The following is a 22,187-nucleotide window of genomic DNA, read 5'->3' as shown; positions in this document are numbered from 1 at the left end:
CATACATTATTAAGTAATGTGAATAAGACCCCAAAGCACCACAACAGTTTGCTGGCGACAATAGCAAGAGTGAACCACCTGATCCCTTCCCGAACTCAGAAGTGAAACCTCTTCGCGCTGATGGTAGTGTGGCGTTAGCCATGTGAGAGTAAGTCATCGCCAGCTTTTAAATCTAAGGCACCCTCATCTTTATACAGATGAGGGTGCTTTTTTTTGGGAAAAATTTATATAAATTAAAAATTGACTCATCAGGTTGATTAAACGCTATTGAATGATATAGTTTGAATAGGATATCGTTAAAACTTATGCTATAAATAGCATGTAGGCATATTTTTTGCTTGGCGGGCGTGATTAGGGTATCGGTTTATGAAGCTATCTGTTGGATTGAAAGTTGCGAATAGTTTGTCGCTTACCCCTCAATTACAACAAGCAATCCGTTTATTGCAACTCTCGAGTCTTGAGCTTGAACAAGAAATTCAGATTCAACTGGATAGTAATCCGTTGCTTGAAAAAATAGAAGATGAAAGTAGCACAGAAAGTCTAACTCATTTAGAAAGCAGTGATACTAATGATTTAACACAAGATTTGAATGCTGATCATTTACCTAATGACCTTCCTGTCGATACCGATTGGGATGATGTCTATACGCATCAATCCACTGCTTTAGCATCGCCAGAATTTGAAGAGCGGGAAGATAATCGCCAAGCTCATCATACTTTAAAAGAACATATTTTAGAGCAAGTTAATTTATTGCATTTTTCTACAGTTGATAAATTAATTGCTTATTGCATTATTGATTGTCTGGATGATAAAGGTTTTCTTGATGCTGAAATTGAAGAAATTTTATTAGCAGCACAGCATTTGCTGATAGAAGCAGACTATGATGAAGAAATAGAGCACGATGAAATTCTGGTGGTGCTTAAGCATATCCAGCGTCTTGATCCAGTTGGTGTTGCTTCAATGAATTTGGCTGAATGTTTAAAAATTCAATTAGAAATGATGGATATTCAAACACCATTTCGTCGTGAAGCACTGAGTTTGTTACAGTGTTACGAGTTATTAATTGCCAATGACTTAAATAAGCTTTTGAAATCCACAGGCTTGAATATGAGTCAATTAAAAGAAGCAATTGGTTTATTAAAAACATTAAAACCTTATCCGGGTGCAGACTTTGAAAGTCAGGAGTCTGATTATCAAATTCCAGATGTGGTTGTAAATAAAAAAGATAATAGCTGGCAGGTGCAATTAAATCCTGATGTTTTACCTAAGCTAAGAATTAATTCTTTTTATTCAAATATGATTCGTCGAGCCGATCAGAGTGATGAAAATCTCTATTTACGTAATCAAATGCTGGAAGCTAAAAATTTTATTAAGAGTATTGATGAACGTCATAAAACATTATTAAAAGTTGCGACCTGTATTGTAGAACATCAGCGAGCTTTCTTTGAGATTGGTGCGGAAGGGATGAAACCGCTTGTATTGCGTGATGTGGCAGAAGAAGTGGAGTTGCACGAATCTACAGTTTCACGAGTGACCACCAATAAATATATGCTGACCCCACGTGGTTTATTTGAATTGAAATACTTTTTTTCAAGTCATGTGGGTACGACCTCAGGCGGTGAATGTTCTTCAACTGCAATTCGTGCCCGTATTAAAAAAATGATTTCAGTAGAAAATCCCCGTAAGCCTTTGTCTGATAATGCGATTGCGGAATTATTAAAAGAAGAGGGTATCGATGTGGCTCGTCGTACCGTGGCGAAATATCGAGAATCGTTACATATTCCTTCGTCATCTGAACGAAAAGTCTTGATCTGATTTTTAAAGTATGACTATTCTAGAGATTCATTGTTGCAAAATAATGAATCTTTTTTTTCACCAAAGGAGTAGCTGAAATGGTTTAATGATTGTGATGCAGAATTCTGTTTTGTCATTAGATCGGCTTGGCTATGACTTTATATCCTGAAAGAAGGTGAGGGATAGAATTATGCAAATAACAATTCGTGGACATCATTTAGTCATAACGCCTGCAATTGAGCAAAACATTAAAAGTAAGTTTGATCAACTGACTAAACATCTGGATCAGGTGAATAGTATGCAAGTGAAGCTTTCCAAAGACCATCAAATCGATAAAAGAACGCATAAAGGAAGTGCGAATCACATCGCGGAGGCGATTGTACGTTTGCCTGGCGTAGAACTTTTTGCTCAGGCTTCAGCCGATGATATGTATATGTCGATTAAAAAACTGAGTGAAAAATTAAAACGACAATTACAAAAACATCGCAAAATACAGTGTAATCATCAGCAACTCGTTGTTGATATTTAATTTTTATTTTCTGAAGAGGCTAACAATTAGCCTCTTTTTTTATTTATAAAATATGATCATGTGCTGAATTATATCGATGATTTATAGTAAAATAATGCGTTTTACGCCTAAGCTTGTATATGAGGTCTAGCAATGAATAGTGAGCAGCTCACTCAAATTTTACAAGAAGCTTTTCCAGATGCGGAAGTGGCTGTCACTGGTCAGGCGGGAAAATTTGACCTGCGTATTGTAGATGATCAATTTGAAGGTAAGCGCAGTGTTGCGCGTCAGCAAGCTGTTTATGCGCCTTTGAATTCTTATATTGCAAGTGGTGCCGTCCATGCGGTGACAATTCGGGCAATGACCAAAGCCGAATGGCGCAAAGCAAGCCTTTTCGGAGCATAATAATTAATGGATAAATTTTTAATTTCGGGTGGTACTAAGCTCGAAGGGGAAGTGCGCATTTCAGGTGCAAAAAATGCAGCTTTGCCCCTACTGGCTGCTATGATTTTAGCAGATTCTCCTATTACCTTGACCAATGTTCCAAATCTAAAAGATGTCAATACATTGGTGAAGTTAATTGCTGGTTTAGGTATTACCATGGAATATCAAGGTGATACGGTTAAGGCAGATACTTCGACTTTATCTAATCAGTTTGCACCATATGAATTGGTGAAAACCATGCGTGCTTCTATTCTGGTGTTGGGTCCTTTATTGGCACGTTATGGCAATGCACAAGTATCTTTGCCAGGTGGCTGTGCAATTGGCTCGCGCCCTGTCGATCAGCATTTGAAAGCTTTAGAAGCTCTAGGTGCGCACATCGAAGTTGAAAATGGCTATGTGCATGCCACGGTCGATGGGCGTTTAAAAGGCGCAGATATTACCTTTGATATGGTTACAGTCGGCGGGACTGAAAATATTCTGATGGCAGCAGTTTTAGCCGAGGGTGTGACCACACTACGCAATGCTGCACGAGAACCTGAGATTACCGACTTGGCTAATATGCTCGTGAAAATGGGCGCTAAAATTGATGGTATTGATACTGATACACTCATCATTACAGGTGTGGAAAGTTTGCATGGCTGCGAATATGCAGTCGTTGCAGATCGTATAGAAACAGGTTCTTATCTTGCGGCTGCTGCGATTACTGGCGGACGCGTGAAAACCACACATACCGATCCAAGTTTGCTTGAGTCAGTTCTTGAGAAATTTGAAGAAATGGGTGCAGAAGTGACCCGTGGTGATGATTGGATCGAGCTGGATATGCAAGGCAAACGTCCTAAAGCGGTGAGTTTTAGAACACTTCCTCATCCAGAATTTCCAACCGATATGCAGGCGCAGTTGATGGCGGTCAATGTGATTGGTCGTGGTTTTGCTACGATCTCAGAAACGATTTTTGAAAATCGTTTTATGCATGTACCTGAGCTTGCGCGTATGGGAGCCAACATTCAAGTTGAAGGGAACGATGCAGTGGTAACTGGTGTTGAAACCTTACAAGCCGCTCCTGTGATGGCAACGGATTTACGTGCATCTTTCTCTTTGGTCTTGGCAGCATTGGTTGCAGAGGGCGATACGCTGATTGACCGTATTTATCATATTGATCGCGGTTATGAAAATATTGAACAGAAATTGCAAAGTTTAGGCGCGAACATTAAGCGAGTCAGTTAATGAATGATATGAGAAACGATGATCCTAACTTTAACGTCATGGGAAATTTTGATCATGGTTTAACATTGGCACTCAGTAAAGGTCGAATTTTAAAAGAAACTCTGCCTTTACTGGAAGCAGCGGGCATAAATTTGCTTGAAGACCCAGAAAAGTCACGTAAATTAATTTTTCCAACGACACACAAGCAAGTGCGTATTTTAATTTTACGTGCTTCTGATGTGCCAACTTATGTTGAAAACGGTGCTGCCGATATTGGTGTCGCGGGTAAAGATGTGTTGATGGAACACGGTGCACAGCACGTTTATGAATTGCTTGATCTCAAAATAGCGAATTGTAAATTGATGACCGCTGGTAAAGTCGGCATGCAACGTCCACAAGGTCGCTTAAAAATCGCCACCAAATATGTCAATTTAACGCGTCAATACTATGCAAGCTTAGGTGAGCAAGTGGATGTGATTAAGCTCTACGGTTCGATGGAACTCGCGCCTTTAGTGGGTTTGGGTGATTATATTGTCGATGTGGTCGATACTGGAAATACTTTACGTGCCAATGGTTTAGAGCCATTGGACGAGATTATGAAAGTCTCTTCACGCTTGATTGTCAATAAAGCCAGCTTTAAGCGTAAACAGACTTTACTGGACCCGATCTTGTCGCAAGTCGAACAAGCAGTCAGTGATCGCCAATCTTAATTTTACTCCTTAAATGTCTTGTATTTCTGAACCGTCAATTTTTGGCGGTTTTTTATGGCTTGATCTTTATGAAGCAAGCGTAGAGAATAAAACCATAATTTTATTATGGGATTTTATAATGAAAAGTGTAAAACAACGTAAGCAAGAATCAATATCTAAATTAAGACAACAAGGTATTCCTTATATTGAACATTTACCCGTCATTGAATCGTTTGATGAGGCTTGTATTCGCTCTGCTGAGGAAATCGCGAAACGTGCAATTACTTGTTTACTCACCGTTCAGATTGCCTGTGATATTAACAACAATAAGTATGATCAACCAACCAAAGATTTTTTTATTGGATTATTCAATCAATATGAAGTGGCTGATCAACTCACGGCTAAAGAAAGTGCCATACTCAATGATCAAGCGGCGCCTCAAGATGTGATCAATATGGTGTGGAAATATGAATCTTATTGGGTTTTGCTTTGGGCTTTGGGAATTGTAGATGAATTAAATTATCCAGACCAAGTGGTTGATTGTGATTTTGCAATCCAAGCTGTTTCATCTTGTGATTCATTTGATACATTTATGCAAAAAACTCAACTTAGGGAAATCGAACAAATTTTGGATGAGGCCGATCTTATCTATCGTTATGACTGGGCATGTGTTGAGGCGAGATTAAAACAACGTCCGACACCTGCAAATCTAAATGCTTCGGTTGTTCTTGAACGTCATGCCGCACTCAATTGGCTTATTCAATATGATGCAGACTGGGATGAACCTGACGTGAATACCTGATTAGAAAATTAAATATAGTTTAATTTTATTTTCGATAAAACAAAGTCAGATCATTGATGATTGATTACCCACAAACCATCCGAAACAAGGTAAACTAAGTTTTTCTTTTCACTCAAAACCTTGTAGGTAAATTGATGCGACGTTTATCGACTCAAGATCAAAACTTCAAACAAATCTTTGCAGATTTGTTGGCGTTTGAGACTGTTAATGATCCTGAACTTTTAAAAACTGTAGATCAAATCATAGCTGATGTTCGTCAGTATGGTGATGATCATGTTCTTAAGCTCACTCAACAGTTTGATCGACATCCAGCGCATCAATTTTCAGATCTGGAACTGAGCCAAGAACAGCTCAAAGCGGCGTTTGATGCGCTACAACCTGAAATTCGTGAAGCACTCGAATTGGCTGCTGAACGTATTCGTAGTTTTCATCAGGCGCAAAAACAAGAAGGCTGGACTTATGTCGATTCATTAGGAAATACCTTAGGTCAGAAAGTTACGCCTTTAGATCGGGTCGGGATTTATGTGCCCGGTGGCTTAGCTTCTTATCCATCTTCTGTATTAATGAACGCGATTCCTGCACACGTTGCAGGCGTTCCTGAAATTATCATGGTAGTTCCAGCACCGCAGGGTGAGCTGAATCCATTGGTATTAGCTGCTGCCTATTTGGCTGGTGTAAATCGTATTTTTACCATTGGTGGCGCTCAAGCAGTAGCAGCATTGGCTTATGGAACCCAAACCATTCCTGCGGTGGATAAAATTACTGGGCCGGGGAATCGCTTTGTAGCGGCTGCCAAACGTGCAGTTTTTGGTCAGGTCGGTATTGATATGATTGCGGGACCATCTGAAATTTTGGTCTATGCAGAAGGCCAAAACAACGCCAAATGGCTAGCGATGGATGTTTTGTCACAAGCTGAACATGATACTGTTGCGCAAGCGATTTTTATTACGCCTGATGCAGACCTACTAGAGGATGTGGCGCACGCGATTGAGGAACATTTAGCTGCATTGCCTAAAGCCGATATTGCGCGCACATCGATTGCTAATCGAGGTGCTTTGGTCTTGGTGAAAGATCGAGCTGAAGCAATTCAACTCATCAATCAAGTTGCACCAGAGCATTTAGAGCTTTGTCTGGATGATGCCGAAGCCATGAGCCAAGACATCCGTCATGCAGGTGCCATTTTTATGGGACGCTATACACCAGAAGCGATTGGGGATTATTGTGCAGGGCCAAATCACGTTTTGCCGACCTCAGGTACAGCGCGGTTTTCTTCACCGCTTGGTGTCTATGATTTCCAAAAACGTTCAAGCCTGATTATGTGTTCAGAAGCGGGTGTTAAAACGCTTGCCAGAACAGCGGATTTGTTGGCGCAACAAGAAAATCTGGATGCCCATGCACGTTCTGCTCGTTATCGTTATGACGTTTAAAATAGAAATAGGTGTCGTGGTCTAGCGCTATCATCAATATAAACCTCTCCTTTTCGAAACTATATCGCTCCTCATCTCCTAAAAAGAGAGGGAACTTGTCAGGAGCGATGCGAAAGGTTTGAAGACTCCTCTCTCTTTGAGAGGTTAGGAGAGGGCAACAAGAGAATATAAAATGACGTTTACAACAGAACAAATGCGTTTCTGGAGTCCAGAAGTTCGTGAATTAGAACCCTATACACCGGGTGAACAGCCTAAAATCCAGAATTTACTCAAGCTTAATACCAATGAGAATCCGTATCCACCTTCTCCAAAAGTAGTGGAAGCGGTGCAAGCCGTATTGGCACACCAAGCAGATGCTTTGCGTTTATACCCAGATCCCGATGCGACTCAATTGAAACAAGCAATTGCCACTCAGCAAAATGTGAGCGTTGAACAAGTTTTTGTGGGTAATGGTTCGGATGAAGTCTTAGCTCATATTTTCAAAGCCTTTTTTATTCAGGATCAACCGATTCTTTATCCAGATATTACCTATAGTTTTTATCCTGTCTATAGTCAGTTTTTTGGTGTGAAAACTCAACAAATTCCACTGAATGATGATTTTGAAATCGTGTTGGATGATTATCGTCAAGCCAATGGCGGCATTATTATTACCAATCCGAATGCACCGACGAGTATTGCTTTGTCACTGCAACAGATTGAGCAGATTTTACAAGCCAATCCTGATCGTGTGGTGGTGATTGATGAGGCCTATATTGATTTCGGTGCTGAAACTGCGGTCGGGTTAGTCAATCAATATGACAATTTAGTGGTGTGTCAAACGACTTCAAAATCACGTTCATTGGCAGGTTTGCGTGTCGGCTTTGCCATTGCTCAAGCACATTTGATTGCTGCACTTGAAGCAGTAAAAAATAGTTTTAATTCATATCCGATGGATCGATTTGCGATTGCAGCGGCGGTTGCATCATTTGAAGATCAGGCTTATTTTGAAGCACAATGCCAAAAGGTGATTCAAAGTCGAGATAAGTTGGTTGAGGAATTAAAAGAAATTGGTTTTAAGGTGTTGCCATCTAAAGCCAATTTTATTTTTGTGACACATCCCGCGCGCGATGCTGCTGAGTTAGCAATACAATTACGTGAGCAAGGCGTGCTTGTACGTTACTTTAATAAACCAAGGATTGATCAATACTTACGAATTACTATTGGTACAGATCAACAAAACCAACGTCTTGTAGAGACTTTAAAGACACTACTTTAAGTTTATTTATCGTCAAAACTTAATCTTTGATCTGCCATGTATTGAGTAAGTCGAGCATGGCGGACACTTTATCAAAACATTCCTGATATTCTGCATCGCAATCAGACGCAATGGTAATTCCACCCCCCGCCCAAACCGAAAGCTCATCCTGAAACTTTTGAATGCTGCGAATCAGGATATTCCAACGACCAGAACCATCAAAATTAAAATAACCGAGTGAACCACAATACGCTCCACGTGGTGCCCCTTCGAGTTCTTCGATAATTTGCATCGCACGGATTTTAGGTGCTCCAGTGATAGAGCCACCCGGTAACGCGGACATCAATACTTCAAACGGATTGACGTCTGGCTTTAATGTCGCTTCAATTTCACTGACCATGTGATGAACCTGATTAAAACTTTCAATTTCAAACAGTTTATTGGTTTTGACCGAACCTGTTTCTGCATAAACACTTAAATCATTACGAAGCAAATCCACAATCATGACGTTTTCAGCTTGATCTTTTTCGGAAGCTTTTAATTTTTGTTTCGATGCAGCATCCAGTTCAGGATCATCAAAACGCGGCATCGTACCTTTAATTGGACGTGTAATAAGTTGCTGTTGATTAAATTCAATAAATAACTCTGGAGAACAACTGAGCAATTCAAAATCATCCAGTTTTAAATACCCTGCGTAAGGTGCATCGGTAAGGCTCCAAAGGTGTTCAGCACGGCTTAACAGTGAACCTTGCGCTTTGGCGATAAATTCTTGAGTTAAATTAATTTGATAGCAATCACCTGCTAAAATATAATCTTGAATCCGTTGAAATGCTTGACGATAAGTTGCGGGTGACCAACGTGGGCGTAGTGTTTGTTGTAAAGATAAAGTCTCAATTTGAGTCTTTTGATTGAGTAAGATTTCAAGTTGTTGCCATTGTTGTTCAGCATCATCCGCATCACTATAAAAATACCAATGATCATCGTGAAACTTTAAAAAGCTATCGTACTGCCCGATATAAAAAGAAGGCTGTAAACGTTCTTTGACAGGAGTAAATTGATGGGCTGCATAATCATAAGAGATGAAGCCAATATAGCCACCTGAAAAAGTTGCTGCTGTTTGAGGATTATTTGCAGAATGGAATTGAATAAAATTGTCAATAGTGAATTCATCCATCATTTCATATTGATAAATTGAATTAATTTTAAAATATTTAAATTGTTTATTGTTATAAACTACATAATGTCGAGGGTTAAATGCTATCACTGGATGATTTTGATCCTCTAGAAAAACCAGTCCATGTGTAGAGTGAAGTTTGAATAATATTTCAGAAGTAGATCTAATATTTTGATTTAACTTACAAAAAAACTTCACTGAGACAAGCCTAAAAATATGAATAAAGATGAAACCGTGATTTTACTACAGAACGCCAACAGACATAAGCTACCGAACCGTTTATCGGGTAGTTCATCAAATTTGATTAACAGCAGTTGAACAAAAATTAACAGAGTTGTAATTTAGAGAGGCAAATTCAGCTACTCATGGATAGGACGTTTCTACTGGGGAAATTCAAAAAACCGTAGAAACATAGAGTAGTGAAAACCAAAAAAAATAAATGCTCTTGGGAGAGTACGGAATGAAAATGTTTACTAAACTTGCTTTGGTGTCTTCAATTGCGATCAGTGCAAATGCAATGGCAATGCAGTCAATGGATGATGCTGCGCTTAGCTCGACCACAGGTCAAGATGGTCTGAATATTGGTATCGGTATTTCTAAAGTAACCATTGATCAATTAGCGATCCATGATAACGATGGTTATTCTGATACAACTAAAGGTGGTACAAGTACTGGTGGTGCTATCGTAATTAAGGCAAATGGTGATGGTACAAACGGTACAATTACACATGGTATTGAAATTACACCAAATACTGCATCTCTTTTAACATCGCATAACCTTGCTGATTTAGTTATTGATACCGATGGCGGTGGTGCTAATGGTGCATTCTTGAATATTGCGGCGCAAGTTTCTGGTTTGAATATCAAAATTGGTGAAATTGGTATTGCGAAAAGTAAAACCTATACAGCAGGTTCAGTAGCTCGTGGTGTTGAAACTACAGGTTATAATAAAATCTTGAATGGTTTGACTTTGAAAACTGGTAAAATGGATGCCAATATCCAATTAGGTACAGCTCCACAAGGTGCTATGATTAATCTTAAAACAACTATGGTTGGTGGTCTAGAGCTGGCTAACCTATCAATTCATGACGGATCAGCAGGTGCTGGTGGCGACATCGTACTGGATAGCATTAAGGTTGCTTCTACTGGTAGCACAACAGGTGACTTAAATGTTGATGCATCTGTGAAAGTATTAACGACTGGTCTGCAAATTACTTCAAATGACGCTGCTGGTAATGATATTTATATTAAAGGTATCCATCTAGGTAGCTCATCAGTTGGTTCAATTGGCGATGTTGAAATTAGTGGTGTAAAAACTTTCTATGGTGCTGCTGGTACTACAGCGGGTTCACAAATTACAATTTCTGGTCACTAATCTCATTTAGATTTATCCATAAAGAAAAACGCGCATTGATGCGCGTTTTTTTATTTACATCAGTTACAAAAAAAGACGCATTCTGTCAAAAAAATAAAAAAAAAGGTATCTTCAACAGACAAGGAACGTAGAGTACTTACTCTAAAAATAATAGCAACGTAAGGGCATCAGATGCCAAAAGTAGAAAAGTCAGATTATGTTAGAGATTACATTGGGGTCGGCACTGATTTATTACTTTGCGACTCAAGCCTTTGATATTAAGGAAAAGCCGCCGGGTACTGTCAACTACACAGAAGTTCTCGATTCACGTGAACCTTCATTCACTCGTTTTCACCGCGAACAGGTCAATATTAAACCTGCGGTTGAAGATCAATTCCGAGGCATCGTCCGTCAAGCCTATGACTATAGTTGTGGTTCGGCCGCATTAACGACTTTGTTAAATGGTTATGTGGGTACTCGTTTAACCGAGCAGCAAACCATGAACGGGCTTTTACGCTTTGGTGAATATAACCGTATTGTAGAACGTCGAAGCTTTTCACTATTGGATATGAAGCGTTTTGTGACTGCGTTAGGTCTAGAGAGTGGGGGATATCGGGGGGAGTTCTCTGATCTGATTAAACAAGGACAACCTGCAATTGTTCCAATCTCTTATGCGGGATTTAAACATTTTGTCGTTTACAAAGCTTATAAAAATGGACGCGTTTATGTAGCTGACCCCGCTTTGGGAAACATCAGCTTTGATCAGGAAAGATTCAAAGAGATTTGGGAAAATAACACTTTATTTTTAATTAATGTTCCTGAAGCTCAAAGACAAAATATGTTGGCACTACAAGATGCTGATATGCGTCATGTGGAAGATGCAACTGTTAATAAATATGCACTTGTTGATATTCAATATCCGACTTTTTATATGGAAAAGATTGCAGATAGAGCATCAACTGTACGCAGAGGGCCTGATTTAAATAAAGAATCAGATACTTATGGTCAGAACATTAATACTTTTATGCGCTTGTATTACAAGCGTAAATAGTCAGAAAAAAAATAAGTGGTAGGAAATAGATGATGAGAGCTCAATGGATGAATAAAACTCTACTTGCAGTCAGTATTCAAATTTTTATGATGGGTGGTGTATATGCGGCAGATGTAAAGGCACAGGATGTGCCAACAGCATCTAAGCCAGCAACTGCATTTACAGAACCTGATCCAAATGCAACAGCTGTACAACCTGAGGATGCACCTGCGATTGAACCTGCTCCAGTTGCTCCATCTCATACAGCTCAAACTGTTCAGTCAAACGGTGCAGCTGAGGCATTACAGAAACAAGAAGGCGATGCAACACAGGAAAGTAACCTGCAAGAAGTATTTACTTCAAATGAGCGTCAGTACTCTTTGATCAAAAGAGGCGAGATCTCGACATATTATGATATCGATTATACCTACTATCGAGATAGTCAGTTAAACCTTGCCATTCAGGATGGTAGCGTTGCACAGCTAAGAGTGGATGAAGATGCAACCCATACCCTGACCAATACCTTTACCTTGCAATACGGTCTACGCGATAATTTGACATTATCGACCTCGCTTCCATTTGTTGCGAAATCAGATAATTTAAAAGATACGACCACCGCAGGATTGGGTGATATTTCATTTGGTGCACGTTGGGAACCGTTTCCTTTAAAAGCAGGTCGTTTACCTCTGATTTTATTTGGTAATATTTCGACTAAAACAGGTGATAGTCCATATGAAGTCAATCCAACCAAGGATTTATCAACAGGTAAGGGTTATTACTCAGCAGGGATTGGCGCAAGTACTCGTAAATATATTGATCCAGTCGTATTATTTGCCTCGGTTTCTGCCAACTATGGTTTCAAAGAAACAGGTTTAAATCAGATTCGTGGTACACGAATTATCGATGAGTTTGATCCTGGGATTAGTGGTGGCTTTGCTTTTGGTTTCGCGTATTCGTTTAACTATGACGTGTCTTTGACGATGTCCTATCAGCAAAGTTTTAATACTCAAAGTGAGTTCACCTATAACACTGGTGAAACTTATAAACCCGCGGATCAAACCAGTGCAACATTCTCGATTGCACTCGGTGTACGTGTTTCACCAGATACCATTGTAAATGGTACGTTGGGAATCGGTCTAACTGAAGATGCGCCTGATGTTTCATTAGGTCTATCTTTCCCATTGGATATTGTTGGTTTTGCCAAGAAAATTCGTAACTAAAGGGAGTAGTCGGTATGTTATACCCAAGACTACGCCCGTTAGCTGCTGCAATTTTCTTAACGGGCTTTTCAAGTGTGGCTTTCGCTCAGCTTGGACAAAACTTATCAGTTGATATTCGATCATTATCTTTGGGAAATGCGGTGACGGCTGATCCTCCCGGGATTAGTGCGATTCACTTTAACCCAGCAGGGTTGGCTAAAATTGAAGGTTTACAAACTGATGTACAAGGCATTGTTGCAAACTTTAACGTAAAACGCGATTTATCTGCCCCAGCAGGTTATAACGTATTTGGTTATTCAGATGACCCATTAGTGTGTAATGACGCGCCTGAAAATCCATCCAGTTTATGTACAGACTTCAAAGGTACAGTGAATGCTGATGTTGAATATGCCAGTATTTATGTGCCTATCTTAAAAAAGATGGTGGATTTAGGTGAGGGTGTTCCTATTGCTGCACCTACAGCAGGTATTGCCTATAAACCACCGGGTTCAAAAGTCACATATGCAACCGCAATTTATGCACCCTTGATCGTAGGTTATGGTTCTGAAAATGGCAATCCCGGCAATTTTATGGGGCAACAGGTTGCATTTGAGCGCATTACCTATCTATCACCATCATTTGCATTCCAAGTCAATGATGAGTTGTCTCTAGGTGCATCATTGGGTATGTCTTATCAGGCAATTTCCTTAAAAACAGATTTACGCTTCCCTAATGAATTGATTGGTGTGTTGCGTATGGTGGATGATGTGGTCTGTTCGCCATTTCGTGATAATTCAGACATTATTACCGATCTTTTACTATTAGGTCTATGTAATGCCAATGAAGGTCTCAATCCATTTGGTAAATTTGGTCAACTCAAAGCGACCATGGAGCAATCATTAGCGCCAAGTTATAACTTGGGCTTAATGTGGGAACCTTCGGATGATTTTGCTTTTGGTATGGTGTATCAAAGCGAAAGTAAAACAAGAATGAAAGGCAAATATTATATTGATAATGCCAATGCTCCGCGTGAATTGATTCGAGCTTTGAACTCATCTGCGACGGGCCAAATTTTTGCTGCTATTTTAGGATTTCCATCTTACATTCCAGCCAGCGAATCAGGTTTGGTTTCGATGGATTTAAAATATCCTGCGCATTTTCAGGCAGGGATCAAGTATAAAGTTTTTCCAGACTTACAAATTAATTTTGATGTGGGCTGGACAGATTATAAGCAGTGGGATCAATTCAGATTTGAATTTGATCGTCAAGTTTCGGCGCTTAAAATTGCAAAATTACTTTCGAGTGGGGTGACGGATAGTACTTTATCTGTACCTTTAAAATTTACCTCTCCATGGAGTTGGGGGATTGGTGTGGAGTACTCGGCAACGGATCGTTTGAAGCTACGTGCTGGGTATGAGCCTCGCGCTTCTGCAACACCAGATGATAAGCGTAATACATTGATTCCAATCAATAATGCACAATTATTTGGTTTGGGGTTAGGTTACCGATTTGATGCGGATACAGATATTGATTTGACCTTAGCTTTCTTACGCAGTCGTGACAACATTCCTGCATGTTCAAGTTCGTTGTCAAATGCTTGTGGGATTGATAATTTAATCTTGAACCCTTATGCAGGATTAAACGTTCGTACTAATACACAAGTTACGATTTTAGGGATTAACTACAGAACAAGATGGTAAGTATGTTTAAAAGTAAAAAATCAATGGCGTATGTTTCAGGGGTATTGTTTTCATTAGGAACAGTACCGATGGGATATACTGCCGATTTTTTTACAATTATTGGGCCGGATGGTCGTCCTTTGGTGATTCCACGTGATCCCGTGGAATCTAAAAAGGCAACTTATCGGAAAGTAGTTGCCGAGCCAGATGATACGTCTAAGGTGGTTGAATCTAAACCAGTTCAAGCGACTCGCTCAGAGTCTATAAAAATCATTCAACCACAGGTTATACAACCAGATCATTTACAAAAAGAAGCTGTTCCTATAACAGCAAAAAGTGTGACTAAAACTTTGCCTGAAACAATTGTTCAGCAAAAAGAATCTTCTGAAACAAAAAATATAGTGCCTGCACAAGTTCAGTCAAAGCAAAAGCAAGGAAAACAAGCACAGCCTGCACAGTCAGCTTATACTCAGACTCAAGCCAAAGTATCCTCGACAACGCCACAAACTCAAAAAGTAAAGACCGAAACTCATTTAAACTCAACTGATCAGCCACCTCATAATGAAGCTGATCAACACATCGATGAGTTGAATGGCGAAAAATATATTGATAGCGAATATTTAGAAGAGAAAGAGTTTAATCTTGAAGGTAAAAAACGATTTTACGTGATGCCTGAAGGCATTGTTGATGCCCGACTTGGTGCGGTGCGTATGCAGCCAGAACAGCGTGAAAAAGGGGTAAGTAAGTCTTTTTTACAGTCGATGTTGAAAAAGAATCAAAATGAAAAAGCAGAAGAAGTATTGGCCTTATCTTCAACCTATTATCGCATGCCGAAAGAGCAAGTGGTTGAAAGTCTAGAGACAGCATGCTTTACAGGTAAGAAGATGAAAGATGCCAAACTCTTCAATGTTGAAAAGCAAATAGGACTATGGCCAAGAAAACCTATCAAAGACACTTTTGATTATGATGTGGTTAAATTATCTGCGCCATTGAAACAACTGAAACTGACCTCTTATGCTACGACTGAACAGAATCCAACATTTTACTGGCCTTTTGTGGTATTTCTGGATCAGAAAGGATGCATACTTGAAGGTGTAAGTGGCTACAAAAATCAGGAATTTCCAGCCACCATGTTGCAACATGCGGCAATTGAAGGAACGATAAGACTTCCAGATCAGACATCTTATATATTGTTGACCCCATTGGCTTCAGCATTAGATGTTCAGGAAAAATCTTTATCAAATCAAGGACAAATAAAATTAACGGCGATCCGTTAGGTAATAAAGTGATTGTATTATGAAAAAGCAAATATGGATTCCTTTTACATTAACAGCTCTCATGGCTGCTTTAAATGGTTGTGGTGGAGAGGGTGGCAATATTCATGTTGATCCTCCAGGAAGTACAGGCGTTACTGCAAGTACCAGTTGTTCTACCACTTCTACGGATTGTCTTGAGTTTGTTTTTGATTATCCAGTAGCAGGTTTAAACTTTGATTGTAGTAGCGATACAACGAATCACTTTATTACTCAAAATAGCTCTAATGCGGTCTCTGGTGCGTGTAAATTAGGTGATACTGTAACATTCTCGATCAAGGGACAGGGAACGGATAAGCAGATTAAATTAGGTGCGGTCGATTTAAAAACGATCACTTCTTTGAAAATATCAGATGCTCCTATTTCTTTAGTTGATATAGCTATAGCGATGGTTGGTAAAGCCCCTGCCAGTCTAGATCCAAATGATGAAACCATTAAAGTTGCGATGGGCTTAGTTAAAATTTTTCAGGCTGCGGGAGCGGTGAACGAAAAGAATGCGATTGGTGATCTTCAGCCGATGGAGTTAGATGAAGATTATAAAAGTAATCTGAAAAATATTAGCCAGTCGATTGATGTGAGCAATTTTAAAGATGGTAGTTATGCGGCACTATTAAAACCATGGGTTGATGTTTCAGAAGTCAGTGATCAGACCGCTTTCGATATTGTGGTGAAAATGCTGAATATGCAAAATGCGGGTAGCTTCCAATCTGACTTTTTACCATGGCCACTCCCTGCCGAAAGTGGTGTCGATCAGCAATATATTGAAGGTTTCCATGGTAAGAGCTTATTAGGTAATGAAATTATTGCCAATATGTACTTATTGTCTGATCGTACTGGACACACATTTGGTTATGGTTTGCAATGGAAAGGCAAGCCTGATGATAAGACCAGTGAGGGGACGATCATCAGTGATTCCTTAAAACGTCTGACACTCATTAGTAAAATCGCACCAAAGAAAATGAATGCTGAGGCGCAAACGAACTGGATTAATCCATTAACTAAAAAGTTGGCAAATAGTCCTTTTGTATTTTCTATGGCGGATCAAAGTGGTGATCCACTCAAAATTACCCAAGGCCGTTTAATTAACGGTTACATCATCACAGGAACAGAGGCTGTCTATAAGCAGGCAACTGGTTCTAAAGAGGGTGATGCGGCCAGCTATGGTAAATGGACGCAGCAATTTAGTCCAGAACAGTTTGATGGCAGCATTGATGTCTCTAAAACCAATCCAATTACCTATCTCGACAAGAAAATCTTAACGACACCAAATAATGTGAAGTCGGGCGAATATTATGTTTTCCCAATGTATGCAACTTTGAATTTTAAATTTAGTGATACCAGTGTTAAGGATGTCAAACTGGGAATTGTGATTGATGAGAATGGTGATATTCGTTCGGATATCCGACCTGATGCTACAGCGAATGATATGTCGGGTACTTGTGCGAGCATAAATCCAGCGACAATGGTGGACAGCAATGGCGTTCAACAGTTTAGAATTGGGACTACGGGTACAGGTAATTATGCTGAAACCGATAAATCATTAACTATTCGAATGATTTTAACCAATGCAAAATTTGGATTACTGGAAGGAATTATTTTAGGATTGAACCAGAATCTCTCTGTTCGAGCAGGAAGTGATACAGGACAATCCTCTCAAACATTGACTTCAGGCGGCGTAAAAATTAACTTACACAACCTATTAACCGATCATAATACGACGCGTGGCGTGAATATTACGAATTTTAGTAATGCAGAAGCGAACTGGATTAATATTCATGCGGCTTATCAAAAAGTCTATAACAATATTAAAGATATCTCGCCTGCACCAACTCCTGTACAGCAAGACTTGGCCAAACGTGTTAATGGTACTTTAAGTATCGATTTGCCAAGCTGTTATACGATTAAACAAAAGTAATCAGTTCTAAAATTAAAACAGGGGAATCATCATGATTTCCCTGTTTATATCGACTTATCTCTAGGATTTTTAAATATTTTAAAGTTAACCTGTATGATCTAAGCGTGTACCTAATGTTTCCAAATGAACTGGAAATTTTTGTATTTTTCGGTCTTCAAAATAATGTCTTAATGTGCGTTCTACACTTGGAAAAGCCAATTCCCCCCACGGAATCTCATGTTCTTCAAATAAGCGACATTCAATACTTTCTTCGCCAGCACCAAAATAACCTTCTTTCAAGTTTGCTTTAAATAGAACATAGATTTGGCCAATGCGGGGAATGTTGTACATGCAATATAAATGTTCAATGTCGATCTCAGCCTCAGCTTCTTCGCGAGTTTCACGTGCCGCACCTTGTTCCATGGTTTCAAATAACTCCATGTATCCCGCTGGCAGTGTCCATAACCCATAACGAGGTTCAATGGCACGACGACATAACAAGACTTTATTTTCCCAAATAGCCAAAGCGCCACAAATCAGTTTTGGGTTTTCATAATGAATATTCCCACAATGTGTACATACACGACGAAGCTGATGGTCGCCTAACGGAATTTTATCTTCAGTTTCATGTCCACAAACGGTGCAAAAACTCATAATGATCATCAACGATAAGGATGCCTCAGCATAACTGAAATTTTGGACTTTCGCATCATTTCTATACGAAGCCACGCATTTTTCAGCTATGATGAAAAGATAAGAAAACAGAGAGAGAAGCATGGTAGAGCAGGAACTCACGCATCTTTTGCAGCAACGCTTACGGTTCTCAAAACGTACTTCGCCTGCACAGGCTGCAGTGTTAATTGCGATTACCAATGAACACCATCCTAAAGTTTTGTTGACGCGCCGTTCCACCCAATTATCCAATCATGCGGGTGAAGTTTCATTTCCAGGTGGGAAACGTGATGCTGGTGATACCAGTAATATCGTAGTCGCATTAAGAGAAGCTCAAGAAGAAACGGCTCTCAATCCTTTCGATGTTGAGTTGATTGGTGATTTACCGATGCAACGTGCGCGTAATGGGATGCTAGTTAAACCCATTGTAGGACTCATTCCTCCTAACGTTGATTTGATTGCTCAACCGACCGAAATTGATCGCATTTTTTTTGCATCTTTAAATCAACTCCTCAGTGCGCCTGCAACGCCATATGAAGTGAAATATGCACATCAATCACTATATTTTCCAAGTCTACAAGTAGAAAATGAGGTCATTTGGGGATTAACTGCAAGAATGTTAATTTCATTGTTTCATTACGGGTTGAATTATCAGAAAGACTGGCCTTTTCTTCTAAATTCGCCACATTTTCAGCCCCGCAAATTTTAATTCCACCACCAACTAAACAGGATGCTGCCATTATGATGTACAGCTTTGAAGGACATTCACCAAAAGCATTGATTGAACCGTGGGACGGATGGATTGCAGACAATGCCACAGTGATTGGTCAGGTGGAATTAGGGCAACAGGTCAGTGTCTGGTTTGGCGCCGTGATTCGTGCAGATAATAGTCCAATCCGTCTAGGACATTTTACCAATATTCAGGAAAATGCTGTATTACATACCGATGCAGGGATTGAGCTTCATATTGGAGATTATGTCACGGTTGGACATCAAGCCATGTTGCATGGTTGCACGATTGGTGAAAATAGTCTGATTGGGATCAATGCTGTGGTGTTAAATCATGCGGTCATTGGTAAAAATTGTATTATTGGTGCGAATGCATTAATTCCAGAAGGTAAGGTGATTCCAGATAACTCAGTGGTCATGGGTTCTCCAGGTAAAATTGTTAAAACACTGGACGAAACTGGTGCTGCAAAATTACGTCTGAGCGCTTTACATTATGCAGAACACTATAAAAGATTTATGCAACTCAAGCCGTTTTCATTTTAGTGCGTGCTTTTCGTTGTATTGCTAGAGCACAGTTTTTTGTATCAGCAAAACTCAAATTCTCGCCTAAATTAGTGTTGTAGAGTATGATAGCCCACGTTTTTTAAAAGATAATGGCGTGAAGTTGCATGAACGTGCTGGCATTGGAAACGGCAAATGATCATTGTTCAGTTTGTTTGATTGATGAATCAAATGAGCTTTTTTTTCAACTGGATACGCAAGCGAAGGCGCAAACACGTACCATCTTGCCGATGATTGAGCAGGCATTGCAACAGACACAACTCAGTTATAGCGATCTAACTGCGATTGCATTTAGTCGTGGGCCAGGTTCCTTTAGTGGTGTCCGTATTAATGCGGCAGTAACGCAAGCTCTGGCTTGGGCCAATGATTTGCCTGTGATTCCAGTTTCTACTCTGCAAGCTTTGGCACAAGCGGCTTATCGTGAATTACAACTCAGTCAGGTGACGGCGGTTTTGGATGCGCGGATGCAGGAAGTGTATCTGGCAAATTTTAGCTGTGATACAGATGGCATCATGCAACTGCAAGGCGAAGAACAACTGTTAAGTTACGACATGGCAACGTCTTTTGCCCAGTTTAGCTGTGTGGGGTCGGGAGCTAAACTTATTTCCTCTCCAATTTCAGAACAACACAGTATGATCAGCCCGTCTGCCCGAGATATTGCAATACTCGCCCGATATTATGCCAAACAAAAGCACTGGGTTAGTGCTGAGCAGGCATTACCCGTCTATTTAAGGGACAATGCTTGGAAAAAAATTGCAGAACAAGGTAAGCCGAACGAGAAAAAATGATGGATTTTTTACTGCTTTTAAAAGCGGCGATTATGGGAATTGTGGAAGGAATTACAGAATTTCTTCCAATTTCAAGCACTGGACACCTAATTTTAGCCTCTGAATTATTAAATTTTTGGACACCTGAGAAAAGTGCAGTTTTTGTGGTTGCGATCCAGATGGGCGCAATTGCCGCGGTGATTTATGAGTATTGGTCACGCCTTTGGGGTGCAGCTATTGGTATGGTGACAGGTGAAGCCAAAGGGCGTCATTTGGCGATTAGTCTGATCATCGCTTCTATACCGATTATCTTGGTGGGTCTCACTTTTGGGCAAACCGTAAAAGATTTATTATTTAATGATATTGCCGTTGCCGTGGGATTGATCGTGGGCGGTTTGATCATTATGTGGATCGAAAAAAATCCACCCAAAGTCAATGCGGTTGAAGTTGAAAATATCACCTTTAAGCAAGCCATCTGGATTGGTTTAATTCAAGTATTGTCTTTGATTCCGGGGACTTCACGTTCTGGTGCGACGATTATTGGTGCGATGTTTTTAGGTGTATCGCGTAAAGCCGCCACCGAATTCTCTTTTTTTCTTGGAATTCCTGTGATTATTGGTGCAGGGTTGCTTGATTTATATCAAAGTCATGATGTATTTCAAGGACAACAGGACTGGATCGTTTTAGCTGTAGGACTGCTGGTTTCATTTATTTCCGCGCTATTATTGATTCGTGCTTTGGTGGCTTATGTGGCAAAACGTGACTTTATGATTTTTGCATGGTATCGAATTTTTTCTGGGCTCATTATTTTACTTTTTGCTTTTACGGGCTGGAAATTGTGGTAATCAGGAGTTTTAGTTAATCATCATGCAATTATTTTCTACTGCCTCTTATTTAAATGCTGCGCATCACTATCAGCAAGTCTTGTCTCAGCGAGGGGTAGAGATTGATGTGTGTGAAGTGGAACAGCTCAATGCGCGTTTTTTTAGACAGCATCCTGATTTGGCACTTTGTGTAGATGAACAAGGTTTGTGGTTATGTGCCAATGGCATGCGAATGCAACCAGACTGGAAAGCGGAAGTTTCTCGTTTAAAACGCGCCAGTATTAAGTCAGAAATGATTGCACGTGCCTGTCAACTTAGCGAAGCGCCACAATTGATCGATGCGACAGCAGGTTTAGGTCACGATAGTTTACTGATGGCGCATTTGGGTGCAAAGGTGACATTGCTCGAACGACATCCGATTTTATTTACGTTGCTTGAAGATAGCCATTTTCAAGCACAGAATGATCCATTTTTAAAACAGATTGTTGATCGGATACATTTGGTTTTCATAGATTCTGCGGATTACTTGCAGTCATGTATTCAGCAGCATCAACAGGTAGATGTGATCTATCTTGACCCTATGTTTCCACAGCGTGATCAACATCAACAGGCCATTAAAAAACAGGCACAGGTTAAAAAACAAATGCAACTTTTGCATTTACTTTTACCAGAGCAAGGTGAAATGGATTTAGGCGATGCGTTACTGCCTTTGGCGAAACAAGTGGCGAAACGGGTCATTGTAAAACGTCCGCGACATGCTATTTTTCTTAATCAACAAACGCCCGATCATCAATGGTTGGGGGATGCTTGCCGTTTTGATGCGTATTTTCAGCTTGCTCTGTGATGAATTGTGATCATTGCTTCAATAATATCCAAATATTTGTTATATA

At 39.9% G+C, this 22,187-nt stretch carries 21 protein-coding genes and 1 rRNA gene; 20 read left to right on the top strand and 2 right to left on the bottom strand.

Annotated elements, in window-relative coordinates; genetic code table 11:
- Positions 1 to 50: 50 nt before the first annotated feature.
- The 9 genes from rrf (at position 51) to hisC (ending at position 8,122) form a co-directional block, all read left to right on the top strand.
- Positions 51 to 165, top strand: a 5S ribosomal RNA gene (gene rrf / locus F944_RS04740).
- A gap of 201 nt (positions 166 to 366) precedes the next feature.
- Entirely contained in the window at positions 367 to 1,815 is a 1,449-nt protein-coding gene (locus F944_RS04735; protein WP_004987489.1) for an RNA polymerase factor sigma-54, read from the top strand.
- A gap of 169 nt (positions 1,816 to 1,984) precedes the next feature.
- On the top strand, positions 1,985 to 2,323 hold the full coding sequence (hpf, locus tag F944_RS04730) for a ribosome hibernation-promoting factor, HPF/YfiA family (RefSeq protein ID WP_004987488.1): 339 nt from the start codon (positions 1,985 to 1,987) through the stop codon (positions 2,321 to 2,323).
- A gap of 132 nt (positions 2,324 to 2,455) precedes the next feature.
- Entirely contained in the window at positions 2,456 to 2,707 is a 252-nt protein-coding gene (ibaG, locus tag F944_RS04725; protein WP_004987487.1) for a BolA family iron metabolism protein IbaG, read from the top strand.
- A 6-nt stretch (positions 2,708 to 2,713) separates the two neighbouring features.
- Positions 2,714 to 3,970 carry a UDP-N-acetylglucosamine 1-carboxyvinyltransferase gene (gene murA / locus F944_RS04720; protein WP_004987486.1) on the top strand — a complete coding sequence of 419 codons (1,257 nt, stop codon included), beginning with the start codon at positions 2,714 to 2,716 and terminating at the stop codon, positions 3,968 to 3,970.
- Entirely contained in the window at positions 3,970 to 4,659 is a 690-nt protein-coding gene (gene hisG / locus F944_RS04715) for an ATP phosphoribosyltransferase (protein ID WP_004987483.1), read from the top strand. The genes murA and hisG overlap by 1 nt, the downstream gene beginning before the upstream one ends.
- Positions 4,660 to 4,777: 118 nt before the next feature.
- The gene (locus F944_RS04710) at positions 4,778 to 5,440 is read left to right on the top strand and encodes a DUF4272 domain-containing protein (protein ID WP_004987479.1); all 663 of its coding nucleotides are present in this window, start codon (positions 4,778 to 4,780) and stop codon (positions 5,438 to 5,440) included.
- Between the two features lie 134 nt (positions 5,441 to 5,574).
- Entirely contained in the window at positions 5,575 to 6,867 is a 1,293-nt protein-coding gene (gene hisD / locus F944_RS04705) for a histidinol dehydrogenase (protein WP_004987476.1), read from the top strand.
- Between the two features lie 172 nt (positions 6,868 to 7,039).
- The gene (gene hisC, locus F944_RS04700; protein WP_004987474.1) at positions 7,040 to 8,122 is read left to right on the top strand and encodes a histidinol-phosphate transaminase; all 1,083 of its coding nucleotides are present in this window, start codon (positions 7,040 to 7,042) and stop codon (positions 8,120 to 8,122) included.
- Between the two features lie 19 nt (positions 8,123 to 8,141).
- Here hisC and F944_RS04695 read toward each other — a convergent pair whose 3' ends face one another.
- A complete protein-coding gene (locus F944_RS04695; protein ID WP_004987469.1) occupies positions 8,142 to 9,473 on the bottom strand; it encodes an anthranilate synthase component I family protein in 1,332 nt (443 codons plus the stop codon).
- A gap of 262 nt (positions 9,474 to 9,735) precedes the next feature.
- Here F944_RS04695 and filA point away from each other — a divergent pair, with 262 nt between their 5' ends.
- The 6 genes from filA (at position 9,736) to filF (ending at position 17,765) form a co-directional block, all read left to right on the top strand.
- Positions 9,736 to 10,650: a putative pilus system protein FilA gene (gene filA / locus F944_RS04690; RefSeq protein ID WP_004987467.1), complete on the top strand. Its 915-nt coding sequence runs from the start codon at positions 9,736 to 9,738 to the stop codon at positions 10,648 to 10,650.
- 196 nt (positions 10,651 to 10,846) lie between these two features.
- Positions 10,847 to 11,680, top strand: a complete 834-nt coding sequence (gene filB / locus F944_RS04685) for a putative pilus system C39 family peptidase FilB (protein WP_004987466.1) — start codon at positions 10,847 to 10,849, stop codon at positions 11,678 to 11,680.
- A 29-nt stretch (positions 11,681 to 11,709) separates the two neighbouring features.
- Positions 11,710 to 12,879 (top strand): putative pilus system protein FilC, encoded by a 1,170-nt coding sequence (gene filC / locus F944_RS04680; protein ID WP_004987464.1) that lies wholly within the window; start codon positions 11,710 to 11,712, stop codon positions 12,877 to 12,879.
- A 14-nt stretch (positions 12,880 to 12,893) separates the two neighbouring features.
- Entirely contained in the window at positions 12,894 to 14,558 is a 1,665-nt protein-coding gene (filD, locus tag F944_RS04675) for a putative pilus system OmpP1/FadL family transporter FilD (protein WP_004987461.1), read from the top strand.
- A 2-nt stretch (positions 14,559 to 14,560) separates the two neighbouring features.
- Complete coding sequence (gene filE / locus F944_RS04670; RefSeq protein WP_169331938.1) at positions 14,561 to 15,814, top strand: putative pilus assembly protein FilE; 1,254 nt, start codon at positions 14,561 to 14,563, stop codon at positions 15,812 to 15,814.
- Positions 15,815 to 15,833: 19 nt separating this feature from the next.
- Positions 15,834 to 17,765 carry a putative pilus system protein FilF gene (gene filF, locus F944_RS04665; protein ID WP_004987459.1) on the top strand — a complete coding sequence of 644 codons (1,932 nt, stop codon included), beginning with the start codon at positions 15,834 to 15,836 and terminating at the stop codon, positions 17,763 to 17,765.
- Positions 17,766 to 17,849: 84 nt separating this feature from the next.
- Here filF and F944_RS04660 read toward each other — a convergent pair whose 3' ends face one another.
- A complete protein-coding gene (locus tag F944_RS04660) occupies positions 17,850 to 18,398 on the bottom strand; it encodes an NUDIX hydrolase (RefSeq protein WP_010588995.1) in 549 nt (182 codons plus the stop codon).
- A 121-nt stretch (positions 18,399 to 18,519) separates the two neighbouring features.
- Here F944_RS04660 and F944_RS04655 point away from each other — a divergent pair, with 121 nt between their 5' ends.
- The 5 genes from F944_RS04655 (at position 18,520) to F944_RS04635 (ending at position 22,141) form a co-directional block, all read left to right on the top strand.
- Entirely contained in the window at positions 18,520 to 19,125 is a 606-nt protein-coding gene (locus F944_RS04655) for a CoA pyrophosphatase (protein ID WP_004987457.1), read from the top strand.
- Positions 19,126 to 19,160: 35 nt separating this feature from the next.
- Positions 19,161 to 19,688, top strand: a complete 528-nt coding sequence (locus F944_RS04650; protein WP_169331939.1) for a gamma carbonic anhydrase family protein — start codon at positions 19,161 to 19,163, stop codon at positions 19,686 to 19,688.
- A gap of 125 nt (positions 19,689 to 19,813) precedes the next feature.
- Positions 19,814 to 20,494: a tRNA (adenosine(37)-N6)-threonylcarbamoyltransferase complex dimerization subunit type 1 TsaB gene (gene tsaB, locus F944_RS04645; protein WP_004987455.1), complete on the top strand. Its 681-nt coding sequence runs from the start codon at positions 19,814 to 19,816 to the stop codon at positions 20,492 to 20,494.
- Positions 20,494 to 21,318 carry an undecaprenyl-diphosphate phosphatase gene (locus F944_RS04640; protein ID WP_010588997.1) on the top strand — a complete coding sequence of 275 codons (825 nt, stop codon included), beginning with the start codon at positions 20,494 to 20,496 and terminating at the stop codon, positions 21,316 to 21,318. Before tsaB ends, F944_RS04640 begins: the two co-directional genes overlap by 1 nt.
- Positions 21,319 to 21,340: 22 nt before the next feature.
- A complete protein-coding gene (locus F944_RS04635; protein ID WP_004987450.1) occupies positions 21,341 to 22,141 on the top strand; it encodes a class I SAM-dependent methyltransferase in 801 nt (266 codons plus the stop codon).
- Positions 22,142 to 22,187 lie beyond the last annotated feature (46 nt).

The organism is Acinetobacter ursingii DSM 16037 = CIP 107286 (assembly GCF_000368825.1).
In the GTDB taxonomy this organism is placed as follows: Bacteria; Pseudomonadota; Gammaproteobacteria; order Pseudomonadales; family Moraxellaceae; genus Acinetobacter; species Acinetobacter ursingii.
Note: the sequence above shows the minus strand (reverse complement) of the source record. Positions and strands in the feature narration are given on the sequence as shown.

Bases quoted from the DNA above. Each gene is read 5' to 3' on its own strand.
- F944_RS04735 (WP_004987489.1), top strand. From the start codon at position 367: ATGAAGCTATCTGTTGGATTGAAAGTTGCGAATAGTTTGTCGCTTACC.
- hpf (WP_004987488.1), top strand. From the start codon at position 1,985: ATGCAAATAACAATTCGTGGACATCATTTAGTCATAACGCCTGCAATT.
- ibaG (WP_004987487.1), top strand. From the start codon at position 2,456: ATGAATAGTGAGCAGCTCACTCAAATTTTACAAGAAGCTTTTCCAGAT.
- murA (WP_004987486.1), top strand. From the start codon at position 2,714: ATGGATAAATTTTTAATTTCGGGTGGTACTAAGCTCGAAGGGGAAGTG.
- hisG (WP_004987483.1), top strand. From the start codon at position 3,970: ATGAATGATATGAGAAACGATGATCCTAACTTTAACGTCATGGGAAAT.
- F944_RS04710 (WP_004987479.1), top strand. From the start codon at position 4,778: ATGAAAAGTGTAAAACAACGTAAGCAAGAATCAATATCTAAATTAAGA.
- hisD (WP_004987476.1), top strand. From the start codon at position 5,575: ATGCGACGTTTATCGACTCAAGATCAAAACTTCAAACAAATCTTTGCA.
- hisC (WP_004987474.1), top strand. From the start codon at position 7,040: ATGACGTTTACAACAGAACAAATGCGTTTCTGGAGTCCAGAAGTTCGT.
- filA (WP_004987467.1), top strand. From the start codon at position 9,736: ATGAAAATGTTTACTAAACTTGCTTTGGTGTCTTCAATTGCGATCAGT.
- filB (WP_004987466.1), top strand. From the start codon at position 10,847: ATGTTAGAGATTACATTGGGGTCGGCACTGATTTATTACTTTGCGACT.
- filC (WP_004987464.1), top strand. From the start codon at position 11,710: ATGATGAGAGCTCAATGGATGAATAAAACTCTACTTGCAGTCAGTATT.
- filD (WP_004987461.1), top strand. From the start codon at position 12,894: ATGTTATACCCAAGACTACGCCCGTTAGCTGCTGCAATTTTCTTAACG.
- filE (WP_169331938.1), top strand. From the start codon at position 14,561: ATGTTTAAAAGTAAAAAATCAATGGCGTATGTTTCAGGGGTATTGTTT.
- filF (WP_004987459.1), top strand. From the start codon at position 15,834: ATGAAAAAGCAAATATGGATTCCTTTTACATTAACAGCTCTCATGGCT.
- F944_RS04660 (WP_010588995.1), bottom strand. From the start codon at position 18,398: ATGAGTTTTTGCACCGTTTGTGGACATGAAACTGAAGATAAAATTCCG.
- F944_RS04655 (WP_004987457.1), top strand. From the start codon at position 18,520: ATGGTAGAGCAGGAACTCACGCATCTTTTGCAGCAACGCTTACGGTTC.
- F944_RS04650 (WP_169331939.1), top strand. From the start codon at position 19,161: ATGTACAGCTTTGAAGGACATTCACCAAAAGCATTGATTGAACCGTGG.
- tsaB (WP_004987455.1), top strand. From the start codon at position 19,814: ATGAACGTGCTGGCATTGGAAACGGCAAATGATCATTGTTCAGTTTGT.
- F944_RS04640 (WP_010588997.1), top strand. From the start codon at position 20,494: ATGGATTTTTTACTGCTTTTAAAAGCGGCGATTATGGGAATTGTGGAA.
- F944_RS04635 (WP_004987450.1), top strand. From the start codon at position 21,341: ATGCAATTATTTTCTACTGCCTCTTATTTAAATGCTGCGCATCACTAT.